At 36.7% G+C, this 13,401-nt stretch carries 15 protein-coding genes; 13 read left to right on the forward strand and 2 right to left on the reverse strand.

Going from position 1 to position 13,401, the window contains the following annotated elements; translation table 11 throughout:
- The first annotated feature begins 11 nt into the window (after positions 1-11).
- The 10 genes from LMF89_RS06455 to spoIIR all read left to right on the forward strand — a co-directional run bounded on the left by LMF89_RS06455 (position 12) and on the right by spoIIR (position 9,216).
- Positions 12-947, forward strand: a complete 936-nt coding sequence (locus tag LMF89_RS06455) for a D-alanine--D-alanine ligase (RefSeq protein ID WP_229534405.1) — start codon at positions 12-14, stop codon at positions 945-947.
- A gap of 224 nt (positions 948-1,171) precedes the next feature.
- Complete coding sequence (locus tag LMF89_RS06460) at positions 1,172-1,927, forward strand: cell division protein FtsQ/DivIB (RefSeq protein ID WP_229534406.1); 756 nt, start codon at positions 1,172-1,174, stop codon at positions 1,925-1,927.
- 57 nt (positions 1,928-1,984) lie between these two features.
- Entirely contained in the window at positions 1,985-2,677 is a 693-nt protein-coding gene (locus tag LMF89_RS06465; protein ID WP_229534407.1) for a DUF881 domain-containing protein, read from the forward strand.
- Positions 2,677-3,006 carry a small basic family protein gene (locus tag LMF89_RS06470; RefSeq protein ID WP_007953519.1) on the forward strand — a complete coding sequence of 110 codons (330 nt, stop codon included), beginning with the start codon at positions 2,677-2,679 and terminating at the stop codon, positions 3,004-3,006. The genes LMF89_RS06465 and LMF89_RS06470 overlap by 1 nt, the downstream gene beginning before the upstream one ends.
- 212 nt (positions 3,007-3,218) lie before the next feature.
- Positions 3,219-4,415 carry a cell division protein FtsA gene (gene ftsA / locus LMF89_RS06475; protein ID WP_229534408.1) on the forward strand — a complete coding sequence of 399 codons (1,197 nt, stop codon included), beginning with the start codon at positions 3,219-3,221 and terminating at the stop codon, positions 4,413-4,415.
- Between the two features lie 27 nt (positions 4,416-4,442).
- Complete coding sequence (gene ftsZ / locus LMF89_RS06480) at positions 4,443-5,489, forward strand: cell division protein FtsZ (RefSeq protein WP_007934738.1); 1,047 nt, start codon at positions 4,443-4,445, stop codon at positions 5,487-5,489.
- A gap of 287 nt (positions 5,490-5,776) precedes the next feature.
- Positions 5,777-6,706 (forward strand): sigma-E processing peptidase SpoIIGA, encoded by a 930-nt coding sequence (gene spoIIGA, locus LMF89_RS06485; RefSeq protein ID WP_229534409.1) that lies wholly within the window; start codon positions 5,777-5,779, stop codon positions 6,704-6,706.
- Positions 6,697-7,434: an RNA polymerase sporulation sigma factor SigE gene (sigE, locus tag LMF89_RS06490; protein ID WP_007953513.1), complete on the forward strand. Its 738-nt coding sequence runs from the start codon at positions 6,697-6,699 to the stop codon at positions 7,432-7,434. The genes spoIIGA and sigE overlap by 10 nt, the downstream gene beginning before the upstream one ends.
- Before the next feature lie 383 nt (positions 7,435-7,817).
- A complete protein-coding gene (gene sigG / locus LMF89_RS06495) occupies positions 7,818-8,591 on the forward strand; it encodes an RNA polymerase sporulation sigma factor SigG (RefSeq protein ID WP_007934732.1) in 774 nt (257 codons plus the stop codon).
- A 22-nt stretch (positions 8,592-8,613) separates the two neighbouring features.
- Positions 8,614-9,216, forward strand: coding sequence for a stage II sporulation protein R (spoIIR, locus tag LMF89_RS06500; protein WP_229534410.1), 603 nt, complete (start codon positions 8,614-8,616; stop codon positions 9,214-9,216).
- Between the two features lie 204 nt (positions 9,217-9,420).
- Here the strand turns inward: spoIIR and LMF89_RS06505 are convergent, their stop codons facing one another.
- Together LMF89_RS06505 and LMF89_RS06510 are read right to left on the reverse strand one after the other, a co-directional pair.
- Positions 9,421-10,893: a recombinase family protein gene (locus LMF89_RS06505; protein WP_229534411.1), complete on the reverse strand. Its 1,473-nt coding sequence runs from the start codon at positions 10,891-10,893 to the stop codon at positions 9,421-9,423.
- Between the two features lie 230 nt (positions 10,894-11,123).
- Positions 11,124-11,261, reverse strand: a complete 138-nt coding sequence (locus LMF89_RS06510) for a hypothetical protein (protein ID WP_017531399.1) — start codon at positions 11,259-11,261, stop codon at positions 11,124-11,126.
- 393 nt (positions 11,262-11,654) lie between these two features.
- Between LMF89_RS06510 and LMF89_RS06515 the strand changes: the two genes are divergently transcribed.
- The 3 genes from LMF89_RS06515 to LMF89_RS06525 all read left to right on the forward strand — a co-directional run bounded on the left by LMF89_RS06515 (position 11,655) and on the right by LMF89_RS06525 (position 13,286).
- A complete protein-coding gene (locus LMF89_RS06515; protein ID WP_229534412.1) occupies positions 11,655-12,590 on the forward strand; it encodes a porin in 936 nt (311 codons plus the stop codon).
- Between the two features lie 110 nt (positions 12,591-12,700).
- Positions 12,701-12,958 carry a hypothetical protein gene (locus tag LMF89_RS06520; protein ID WP_229534413.1) on the forward strand — a complete coding sequence of 86 codons (258 nt, stop codon included), beginning with the start codon at positions 12,701-12,703 and terminating at the stop codon, positions 12,956-12,958.
- A gap of 97 nt (positions 12,959-13,055) precedes the next feature.
- Complete coding sequence (locus tag LMF89_RS06525; RefSeq protein WP_229534414.1) at positions 13,056-13,286, forward strand: hypothetical protein; 231 nt, start codon at positions 13,056-13,058, stop codon at positions 13,284-13,286.
- Positions 13,287-13,401: the final 115 nt, after the last annotated feature.

A 13,401-nucleotide genomic window follows, 5' to 3' on the forward strand; every position in this document is an offset into this window, starting at 1 on the left:
GGATTTATAGTATGAAGAGCAAAAGAATTGCAGTGGTAATGGGGGGGCCATCAGCGGAAAGAGAGGTTTCTTTAAATACAGGTAAAGCCATTTTAACAGCACTTCAGGAAAGCGGATATAAAGGTGCAGTAGGCATTGATCTTGATCCTGCACGTTTTGTAGAACAGTTAACTAAAGAAAAAATTGAAATTGTTTTTAATGCGATTCATGGTCAATACGGTGAAGATGGAGTATTACAAGGAGCACTTGAATTGTTAGGAATCCCTTATACTGGGTCAGGAGTGCTAGCTAGTGCGATGGCTATGGATAAAGGAATCTCTAAAAGAATATTTTTGTCCGCCTCCATTCCGACACCTCGTTCTCTTTTATTTACAAAAGCCGACTTGAGTCGTGATTTAGTAACAGAAATTATTGCTGGTTTTAGCATACCCGTTGTAGTAAAATCTTCATCTCAAGGATCTAGTATTGGTGTTGTCATTGTTGAAGAAAGTGAAAATTTGTCTCAGGCAATTGAACAGGCTTTCCAATATAGCGATACTATTTTAGTTGAAGAATTTATAAAAGGAAGAGAACTTACCGTTGCAATCTTAGGTAATAACGATTTAAAGGCATTGCCTGTGATTGAAATAGTTCCTTTTTCAGGAAGGTATGATTATCATTCTAAATATACAAAGGGAACCACTGAATATATTGTGCCAGCTCGATTATCAGAGGAAACCACTTTCCTTGTGCAAAAAGTGGCTTTAGAGGCTTTTCATGCACTAAGATGCTCTGGCATTGCGAGAGTGGATATCATGCTTGATGAGGATGATAATCCTTATGTGTTAGAAGTGAATACGATACCTGGAATGACAGGTACTAGTTTAGTACCGAAAGCAGCAGCTGCTGCAGGAATATCATTTAGTGCATTATGTGAGGAATTACTGTGTCTAGTAGAGACTAAATAATATAAAAATATTATTTCCTTGTAGGTGCAAGACAGTATTTGTATGGATTCAATAATATTCAGTTAGCTATGAAAGGATGCTTCTTTTCATAGCTAACTGAATCGGTAATTATTGGAGAACGTATCAACATACTGTCTGCTTTTTTATAATTGTATTATGCTTAGAATTGTTGTATCATTACTTTTATACCTATAGTTATTAACATTATTTCAAGGAGCGATTATATGGGGGATCTAGAATCATTGCAGTATACACCAAAAGATAAAAGCCTTAGGCCAAATCAGGGGTTTATTGGATTAATTTTAGTACTGGTTCTACTGATTGCTGGACTATTATTTATCAAGTCATCGTACTTTACTATCGGGGAAGTAGTAGTTGAAGGCAATAATTATGTAACTGTGGATGATGTATACCATATCGCTGACATTCCTGAAAAATTGAATATATTTAATTTAAACACCTCGGATATAAGAAATCGCTTACTTAATGACTTAAGAATTGCAGAGGTTGAGATTTCACGGCGCTTTCCAGGAACCATAGTCATTCATATAAAGGAACGTAAGCCGATCGTGTATGTCACTAGTAGCTATGGATTCTTAGAATTGGACTCCCAAGGGATTGTACTAGCAGCTTTCAAAAATTTAAAAAATATGAATGTGCCTATGATAACAGGAATTCGATTAGATAATGAGTATGTGAGTGACAAAATTGAAAATCCAACGATTCAAAGTGTTGTACACTATTTATCATTGCTGGATGAACCAGTATTGAATCAAATCTCTGAGGTAAATGTAATATCGCCAGAGCAAGTCAGTGCTTATACAGTTGCATCCGTGCAGATACGTTTGGGCAGTAGTGAAAGATTGTCTGATAAGGTTAAATTAACAAATACTATTTTACATGAAATTAGTGATAAAAAAATGAATGTAGAGTATATTGATCTTACCTACGCCTCACCTTTTATTAAATTAAAACCTTAAGAGGGTGAGGAACTTCAAGAATACAAAAAATATAGTTAAAAAAAGGAGAGCGAGAAATTGCTGAAGCTTAGACAAGGACAAGCTGCTATTGCCTTGGTATGCGTGGTACTAGGGTTTATGTTAGCGGTACAATTTCGTACGGCCCAGGATATCCGATCAAGTATTCCTTTTCAGCGTATTGAGGACTTATCACAACGCTTAAGTCAAACTGAAAAAGAACGTGATGTACTACTAAAACAAGTATATGAATTAAGACAGACGACAGGAGCTGAATCGGCGACGAAAGAAAGTGAAAATATTAAAATGGGTGCTGGTGTAGTGGCTGTAAGAGGAACGGGTCTTAGTATAACAATTGACGATAGCAAAAGATTATCGAAACCAGGAGAAAATCCGAACTTATATTTAATTCATGATGAAGATATGTTAAAGGTAATTAATGAATTGTGGGCAGCTGGTGCAGAGGCGATCTCTATTAATGGGCAGAGGCTAATTGCCACATCAGAAATACGTTGCGCTGGACCAACGCTATCGGTAAATAATACACGCTATTCGCCGCCATATGAAATATTGGTGATTGGTGAACCGCAAACCTTAGAAAATTCCCTTAAAATGAGAGGCGGAGTAATAGAGACATTGCAATTTTGGGGTATTCAGGTCAGTCTGAAAAAACAAGACGTTGTAGACGTTCCTGCATATAAAGGTGCATTTCGCTTTGAATATGCCAAGCCAATAAAGGATGGTGGTAAATAGTGGCTTTACCATTGGTTGGACTTATTATTGGTATTAGTTTAGGTATTTTTTTCCCTCTTACTATACCTGTTGAATATGCAAAATTCATGTCAGTTGCTTTATTAGCTTCTTTGGACTCTGTATTTGGTGGATTACGGGCTGGAGCGGAAGAAAAATTTGATAATACTGTATTTATTACAGGATTTTTTACAAATGCTTTAATGGCTGCTGGATTAGTGTACATCGGTGAAGGCTTGGGTATTGATTTATATTATGTTGCACTATTAGCTTTTGGTTTACGGATATTCCAAAACTTAGCAATCATTCGGCGCTATTTTTTAAGGAAATAATAAGGATTTAGAATAGTTAGAACTTCTGAGGACTTGGTCTACGCCAAGTCTTTTCTTAATATAAAAAGATAATCAAGGTGTTAATTTGCTGATAATGGGACTTTTTAAAAATATTAGTAGGATAATTGTCTCTTTATTACAATAAAAAAAGGAAATTTGGTATTTATGTTGAAATAGGAGTATGGTGTAGAATACTTCAAATGAGGTTAGCCATGGATAGCAAAAATATCTTAGGAATTGATATCGGTACAAGCAATATTAAAATATTTGTTGGGAAAATTGGTCTAGATGGACATGTAACAATCGCTGGTAGTGGACAGATGACAACAAATGGTTTTGCAAAAGGTGTAATTTCCAATTGTAATCTATTGGTCAAGTCTATTGAACAAGCTGTTGACTGTGCAGTAATGGCTACTAATCTTTCCGTTAAGGATGCCTATATCGGCATTGGCGGTATGGAACTTAATGCAGTAAATAGTATTGGTAGCATTGCTCCTTCAGCTCCTAGTAACATTACAATAGATGACGTGAACCGTGTGTATCGTGCTGCAGCATTGGTTGCTATTCCTGATGATCATGAAGTGTTACATGTATTGCCACAGAAGATTTTTGTTGATAAACAAAGAAAAAATGAATTGCCACTACAGGAAAAAGGTTCTCACTTAGAAGTGGAGGCTCATGTTGTAAGTATACCTAAAATGACACTCAATGATCTGATTAAAGAAATTGAAACGTTAGGTATACATGTTGTTGGTGTAATTGCTAATGCTGTTGCTGTTACAGAAGCTATAATTCCAGTGCCTGCTGAAAACTTTTTAGTGATAGATATAGGAGCGGGGAGTACAGAGTTAATCTTGTACCAAGAGGGACATATCGATTTCACTACAGCGTTACCTCTAGGTGGAAATTATATTACAAGTGATATTATGCGAGGATTAGCCATTTCCTGGGAACATGCTGAGGAGATTAAGAAATATTATGCAAAACTGGATAAACAACTACAGGGGCAGGAGATCATTTTAGATTGTAATGCGTATGGTACTACGGACAAGCATGTTTCTTATGACTTTTTATATAAAATTGTTGAGAGTCGTATCAGTGAACTTGTTTATTTAATGCATGAGCATAGTAAAATATTTTTGGCAGAAAATAAAATTGAAAAGATTTTTCTTACTGGTGGTTGTGGGGCTATGTCCGGTTTTGTTCAAAACATAGAAGCAACCTTTGGTATACCGGTTCAAGTTGTCATTCATCAGGAACTGCCTCTAGAATATCGTTCTCCTGAAAATGCAGCTTGTTATGGGATATTAAAATATGCAGGGAAGAATTTGCCAAAACCCCAAGTTATTCTAGAGAGTAATCCTTGGCGGTCATTGATGAGTAAGTGTAGAAATTTTTTAAAAAACTAAATCTTGTGACTATAAGGGGGAAATTCCATGCTTGAATTAGATATGGATTTAGATCAATTTGCTGCAATTAAAGTAATTGGTGTTGGCGGTGGTGGAAATAATGCTGTAAATCGGATGATTGCTGCTGGTCTACATGGTGTAGAATTTATAACAGTAAATACAGATGCACAAGCATTAATGCATTCTCAGGCAGCTTATCGAATACAAATTGGCGAGAAACTTACCAAGGGACTTGGAGCGGGTGCCAATCCGGACATTGGTGAGAAAGCTGCTCAAGAAAGTCGTGAAGAAATTATAAAGGCATTGCGTGGTGCTGATATGGTTTTTGTAACTGCAGGAATGGGAGGCGGTACGGGTACTGGTGCAGCTCCTGTTGTTGCTGAGTGTGCTAAAGAGGTAGGAGCATTAACGGTTGGTGTTGTCACAAAACCCTTTTCTTTTGAAGGGCGGAGACGTCAGGCGCAAGCTGAAAGTGGAACCGCAAAGTTGAAAGAAAAAGTAGATACCCTGATTACCATACCGAATGATCGCTTATTGCAAGTTGCTGATAAGCGTACTTCTATGATCGATGCTTTTCGCATTGCTGATGATGTATTACGACAAGGGGTGCAAGGGATTTCAGATCTAATTGCTGTACCAGGGCTTATTAATTTGGATTTTGCAGATGTGAAGACCATTATGACTGATACGGGTTCAGCCCTAATGGGGATTGGCTATGGTTCAGGTGATAATCGAGCAGTAGCTGCAGCTGAAGCGGCGATAAAGAGTCCTTTGCTAGAAACTTCGATTGAAGGGGCCAGGGGAGTTCTTTTAAATATTACAGGAGGACCGAGTTTAGGTTTATTAGAAGTAAATGAGGCTGCTGCGATTATTTCTGATGCAGTTGATCCTGAAGCAAATATTATTTTTGGCGCAGTCATCGATGAAAATTTTCAGGATGAAGTTCGTGTAACTGTAATTGCTACAGGGTTTGATGGTAAGCCTCTTAGTGTAGTAAAAGGAAAATTGGAGAGTACAACGATAGAGCCTTTTAAAGTACGTGATTTAGATATACCAACATGGATGAGACGTTAATATTAACCTCTTCCCTTATATTAATGCGAGAATATAAATGAATAATGTAGAGAAAAAAGCATGCGAAATTTAATTTTGCATGCTTTTTTTGTTTAAGATTTAAAAAATAAGTAGTAATCCAGTTTTTCCGCACGATTGGTATAACAAATAAGTTGGAAGAAAAAACCATATTTCTACAAAAAAATAAAGACCATCTTGTTATAATAAGAATAACTTATGCAATGAAACAATAGATTATTATTAAAATGTATATTGCTGCTACGTTTATGATGATAGGAAGGTTATTGATGTATATCTATGCTGATGTGCTCTTTATTATTAATATAATGATGAATAGTATGATTCTAATGTTAACTGCTTGGACGGTAGGGGCTACATATAAAGTTTGGCGTATATTATTGGCAGCGGCAGTAGGGGGTTGCTACGTCTTAATCGGCATGATGCCTAACATGGAGTTTTTTCATACCGCTATCGCTAAGTTAGTAATGTCATGGCTGCTGATTTATATAGCTTTTGGCTATACATCCAAACGCAGATCATTTTTATTGTTAGCATCTTTTTATGTTGTCTCCTTTATTTTAGGTGGTTCTATTGTTGGATGGGTTTATTTCTGGCAAGTGAATCATTATTCTCATACGTTGGTCAGAATTCTTACAACTTTATCCTGGGAAAATGTATTATGGGGAAGTTGTTTAGGATCTATTTTGATTGTTACTATAATACGGCGTATGTTATCGAGTACAACTCGGCAGCAAAGCCTATATCGAGTGAAAATTGAATATAATGGACAGGTGGCTGAGTTAACAGCCATGCTTGATACAGGTAATAGTTTATATACTACAGTAGGTCATAAACCAGTGGTTTTAGTTAGTCAATATATTATAGAGTCAATTTTAAGTGAGGATGTGGTAACTTTTTTACGAGAAAATGTACCAGAAATGTGGTTGGTGAATTTATCCCAGTGTGCTGATGAAAAATGGCTATCACGTACACAAATTATTCCTTATCATGGCATTGGAAGCCGCAGTATGTTGCTCGCTTTTAGAGCTGATGCCTTACTTGTATCTCTATCAGGGACAGCAGAAATAAGGATTCAGAATGTGGTAATTGGAATTTATAGTGGTGCTCTATCAGAGGATGGAACATATGCTGGCTTATTACATCCTCAGATAATCAATGAGTTATACAAAAAAGAGGGGGCAAGTATATGCGCATAACATGGTCTATCATTAAAATAGTGATCAAACTAAAGGCGATCTGTTTGTTGCAAAGATTGGGAATATTAGCGGCTGATGAGGTTTTTTATGTTGGTAGTACAGAAGTATTGCCTCCCCCTTTAAGTAATGACGAAGAAGTATTTTTATTAACTCGTTTGCAAAAAGGCGACTTAGGAGTTAAAAGTATTTTTATTGAAAGAAATTTACGTCTAGTCGTGTACATTGCCCGCAAGTTTGAAAATACAGGGGTGGGAATAGAAGATCTTGTTAGTATAGGGACAATTGGTTTGATTAAGGCTGTAAATACTTTTGATCCTGTAAAACGCATAAAGTTAGCGACATATGCATCGAGATGCATTGAAAATGAGATTTTGATGTATCTTAGGCGTAATAGCAAAACCAGAGCGGAAGTATCTTTTGATGAACCTTTGAACATCGACTGGGATGGTAATGAGTTACTCTTATCAGATGTGTTAGGTACAGAAAACGATATTATTTATAAATCCGTTGAAGAAGAAGTGGATAAGACTTTGCTGCATACCGCTATGAATAAACTATGCGGGCGAGAAAGGCGTATTATGGAGTTACGATTTGGCTTGCATGATGATGGGGCAGAACGTACCCAAAAAGAAGTTGCCGATATGTTAGGAATATCCCAATCCTATATTTCTAGACTGGAGAAGAGAATTATTAAACGCCTGCGTAAAGAAATTATGCGTATGGAATAATGATAAAGCAAAGATTTAGTCTATATACAATGCATTGAGAAACTTGAATATAGATTGTTAGTCTGCCAGGGATGGAATATAGGAATTCGCTTGCTTCCTACGTAACGCCGCTCACCCCTATATTCCATCCTGATGATTGCCATGTAGAAGATTTATTTCAACATATATAAGTAGAATCTTATCCAATACACCTCTGATGAGGTGTATTTTTATTTTTTATGAGAAATATAGCTGCAAGGCTTATTTCGATAAGAGCTTGTTGGTTTTTAGGGCATTTGTTTTATCCATTGCAGCGAGGATGAATAAAACTAACTATCCATGGCAATAATGCTCATGTATGGTAATAATTCAAATGGACTATGGAAACCAATGGGGGGAATAAAATGATTATTAATAAAGTAGAAATTTGCGGCGTAAATACAGCGAAACTCCCGGTGCTTTCCGCCACTAAGATGCGTGAACTATTTGTGGTGCTTCAAAATGGAGAATTGTCTGTAAGAGAACAATTAATATATGGTAATCTACGATTGGTACTGAGTGTTATTCAACGATTTAATAATCGAGGAGAATATGTAGATGATTTATTCCAGGTAGGTTGTATCGGTTTGATGAAAGCCATTGATAATTTTGATCTGTCACAAAATGTGAAATTTTCTACCTATGCCGTACCTATGATTATTGGTGAGATACGTCGGTATTTACGAGATAATAATCCAATTCGCGTTAGTCGCTCAATGCGAGACATTGCTTATAAGGCTCTGCAGGTAAGAGATTCTCTTGTCAATAGGCATTCACGTGAGCCGTCCATCAAAGAAATTGCTGATGAACTTAAAATTCAACGAGAAGAAATCATTTTTGCCCTTGATGCAATTCAAGAACCAATATCTTTATTTGAGCCAATTTATCATGATGGTGGGGATCCTATATTTGTAATGGATCAGATTAGTGATGATAAGCAGCTAGATTTTAATTGGCTAGAAGGGGTGGCAATCAAAGAAGCAATGCATAGATTAAGCGATAGGGAAAAACATATACTTAATTTACGCTTCTTTGAAGGAAAAACACAAATGGAAGTGGCCGATGAGATTGGCATATCTCAGGCGCAAGTTTCACGATTAGAAAAAGCGGCTCTTAGCCATATGCGAAAATATATATAAATGAATAGGGGAGAAATTGATTGTGAAGTATAATACGTTATGGGGAAGAGGTTTGCTAATCGTTCTTTTCATTGTTGCTGGATGGGGGTTTTTGCTTTACTATGGACAAGAAAAATTACCCGTATCACTCGGTAAGGAAAATCTCATCCGTTTACATGTACTAGCGAATAGTGATAGTACATCTGACCAACAGCTAAAGTTAAAAGTCCGTGATGCCGTTATTGCTTATTTAGCACCGCATTTAGAAACTGCTATTGATAAAGAAATGGCAAGGCAGGTTGTATTGGAACATCAGGGTGAACTTACTGCTGTGGCGGAAAAGGTCGTGGCAATGAATGGATCCCATGAGCCGGTAGCGATAGAGTTAGGCATGTTTGATTTTCCTATAAAATCATATGGTAATTTGGTATTGCCGGCTGGAAAATATGAGGCAGTACGTGTACTTATAGGAAAGGCAGAAGGTAAAAATTGGTGGTGCGTATTATTTCCTCCTCTTTGTTTTATTGATATTACTAATGCGACTGCACTGCCGCCAAAAGAAGTTATTGGTGATGCAGAACAGAAAAACGAAAAAGTTGAATTTCGCTGGAAATTAGCTGAACTTTGGAAAGAGGGGCTAAAGTGAATTTTATTTGTCTGCTACATCCCTGACACCTTTACTCTTTAATTTCATATACTATATGGAACAAGCAGAGGCGTAGGGGGGAAAAATATGATAAAGACGTCAGATCTTAACATGTCAGATATTCAAATGATAAAAACGAACATAGATTTTCCAATAATTATCAAATAAAAGAGATTTTGGCGGGTTTCTTCATCAGATATATGATTATTTTTCAATGTAAAATTCAAAAGAATCATTAAGTCTTACTGCAAAAATACGATATGATAGTTTAAGTAATACACTGCGTTTTTCTGCAAAGGTTTTGGCTGTGATTAAATCAGTTGGTGATGTTACCAGCTGATTTATTTTTTCCTGGACAGTTCTCAGCTCAGATATATTGTGATGGATAGTAGCTAGCTCCTTATTTAGGGTCTGTAATTCTCTTTCTACTGTTTCACTATCAATCAAATTCTCTTGATACCAACGCAGGGTATTTATTTTTTTCTTCTTTAGTTCAATTTGGATAGCATGTAAGTTCGTTATTTGTTGTGAATAGCTAAAATTGGTGTTGGTAAGTAGGTATTCTTGTAAATGATCTTTAGCAGTTGCTAGCGTAACAAGGCATTGCCAGACAGCCTGTTCTAAATCTTCCACGGGTATTCGGCGACACTGGCAAGAGGTGCCATTGACTGCATATGTATTTGATTCTTTGGAAATACAAGAATAATAATAGTAAATTTTATCACTACCGTTTTTTCGCTTAGCAGTACGAGCATAGGCTGTCATGGAGCGTCCGCAGAGAGCGCAATGCAACAATCCTCGTAAAAGATAATTATGTTTATTATTACGTGTTGCCAATTTCTTATTTCGTTGGATCTGCAATTGGGCAGATTCCCACATTTCACGAGTGACTATCGCAGGAATTGTAACAGGAATCCAAGCTTCAGGAGGGTTATCTTTGATTTCGCGGCTATTCTGACCCGTTTTACAAGTTCTTTGCTTAAAAAGATAATGCTGTCCATGATACATTTCTTTAGTAAGAATGCGTGAGACAGTGCAGATCGAGAGTGGGCGATTATTTGTACCGACAATACCAAGGCGTGCTAACTCTAAAGTAATCCGCCTTGAACCATAACCTTGATGAATGCATAAATGATAAATGAATTGAATGGTTTTACTTGCCTCTTCGTTGATGACATACATACTATTTTTTTTATCCCAGTCATAGCCAAAGGGGTGGGCATTGGAGACGATTTTTCCTTGAGTTGCTTTCGCTCGGCGACCGCGAGAAGTTCTTTCACGAATTTTTGATTTTTCATAAGCAGAAATAGCGCCTTTCATACTGAAAAATAAGCGGCCTTCTGGTGAGGAATCATAATCGCCGGTTACAAAAGTAATTCTTGCACCTGTTTTTTCTATTTCATCAGCAATAATTAATTGATTGGTAAGATTACGGGAAAGACGATCGGGATCATAAATAGCTACGATTTTTATGATCCCATTTTGCAAATCACTTCGTAGTTTATCAAGGCCAGGGCGCTCTAAATATTCTCCGCTATAGCCATCGTCAATATATTCTTTTATCCCAGTGTGATCCATCGCTAATAAATGATTGCGACAGGCAGCGATTTGGTCGCTTAAAGAATAACCTTTGCGGGCTTGATCATCTGTTGACACCCTCACATATAGCGCATTCATAATATCCTCCATTATTATTGAGTGTTATCTATTTTTATGTGAGGATAAAAGAAAAATGACAGAACGAATGTTCTGTCATTTTAGAAGAATGTATCCAATAACTAAAACGCCCTAAGATTCCATCTTCTATAAGTGGGGCTAAGAGCGATTAAGTCCTACAGAAAAGTGTGACTAAGATTCAGATGGAGTGTTAGCATTCCATCTGAATCTTAGTCTTCTTTATTTGAAACTTATTTTCCTCTGCCGGCTTTTCTCATGGGCATTTGATGGCTGGTATTGTTAGCTTTTCCCTTAGCCGCCTTTAAGAATGATTTATTGTTTTCGTTTGCTTTTTTCTTCTTATCAAGTAATAGAGCCTGTAAATCCAAAGTGCATTCCTCCTTTGCTCGATTGTTGCATCTTGTAAGAGATAAGTCTATTATACCATGGCTTTTTAACTAGTCCAAATGTAAAAAAAACATAAAATCTGTATTTTCACAAGAGACATAGTACACTACTGTGATTCATTGATAATTAACTTCAATGAATGTGCTGGAAATAAAAACGTTTGTTTTTATTTCCAGCAGGATTTTATGATTTGTCCGACGAATTAACGATAAATCCTAAAATTTTGTAAGTATAGTCTTAGATGTACTTGGAGGTGGATATGTATAACATCTAGATAGAGCTACAAGCTGGCTAGTCGGTGGGGAGCCAAATACACAGCTGGATATCTATCGGTACCGAAGAAGCCATAGGGGAACAATAATATTGGGGGAAATATGATGAAGAAAATAATTACTACTGCTCTTGCTGCCGCTATGGTTTTAACTACAGGAGCTGCCTTTGCTGCTCCTGTAGAACTTGATGGTCAAGTCAAAGTACAATACCGCTCTAATACTGCTGATGGTGAACCGGATACTCAAGGTGGAATATATAGTTTTCGCTTAAATGCCAAAACAGCCTTAAGCAATAATGTTGATTTATTTGCTCGCTTTGCAGCACAATCTCTTAGCGGAGACAAAATTGGTCCAGATTTCTCCAAAACTAAATATGGTAATAGTGTAGCTGTTATTGATCAATATGGAATTATCGTGAAGGACAAAGATTTTCAATATAAAGTAGGACGTCAGGGACTTTCTATTAGCCCTACCGCTCTTTTATATAGTAGTGAAGGATATATTGGAGAAGATATGGCACTTTTTGATGGTGTAGTCGCTACTGGAAAATCCGGTATAACTTCATTACAGATTGTTGCTGGTAAAAGTGATAAAGATACTAAAGATAAGGTTTATTCTGTTCATGCTTCTTATAGTCCTGTAAAAGATTGGACTGTAGGAGGTACCATTGCAAAAGCTAATCCTAATGCGGGTAGTGATAGAACTTTCTGGGGAACTGATGTCCAATATACTACTGGTAAAGCCAGCTTTGTAGCGGATTATCTTAAATCTGATGCTGATACTAAAAATGATGCTCTCGTCCTTGGGGTAACGTATGCCTTTGATGATAAAAATAGCTTATCCGCTTATTCCCACAGAACTGATGCTAATGCAGATATTTATACTGATTGGGATCGTGGAGAAAAAGGTGCATACTATATTTATAACCACAAATTTGATAAAACCACTTCACTGAACTTATTATATAAAAGCAATTCTGCAATTGACACCGATGCTGATAATACTTCTTTCCGTGCTTCCGTTGCTTATAAATTTTAAATTGCTGTCTTGCAGGAGAGAACGCGAACCTTTAGGCTCGTGTTCTTTCCTTTTAATCGATAAAGGTATCAATGGTAATGCTCTTACATAGATTTAGATGAGGTGATAATATGGCATATGAGAGAAAGCCCTGCAAAGGTATATTTCGTGGTCTAATTATTGGAAGGACGAATCGGAATGGTGGACCATACTCTGCCATTGAAAATGGTGAATGTAGAGTTATTGAGTATGTAGAACAGAGTGATATACCTGAATTGGTAACTCTTGAAAGAGCGGTTGCCAATGCTTTTATTCAGACAGGTATCTGTCAGTTCGATAGTAGAGAGAAAATAGAAAAATATATGGAAGTTCAGATAAATAATGAATAATGTAAAAGAATACTTTAAGGCTTAAAGGGGAATTATTGACAGGTATATCAGAGCATGCTTTAATAAGATTATAGAAGTATATTAGGCGGTGATTGGTATGAAAAGAGATGAGCGAATTCCACCAATTGAAGCAGTTGAAAAAGCATTGCGAGTGAAGCCTATTGGACGTATACAACTATTTAAAAGACCTGAATATATGCCGAAAGAAAAGGCGAACAATCAATCTCTAAAGAAAAAAGAAGACGAAGAAGAAAAGAAAGATGGGATTGTCAATCGAGCGAGTCATGCTGCTGGACGAGTCGGCGTAACAGTAGATTATAAAGTTTAAATGAATCGTATTGCTTTTACGAGTATGGTTTGACTGCCTTAGAGGTGATAGAAATAATATGCAAAAACCCATATGTAGTAAGTGTGTGCATCTTTATACAACTTGGGACCGAAAT

The organism is Pelosinus baikalensis (genome assembly GCF_020819555.1).
Classification (GTDB): Bacteria; Bacillota; Negativicutes; order DSM-13327; family DSM-13327; genus Pelosinus; species Pelosinus baikalensis.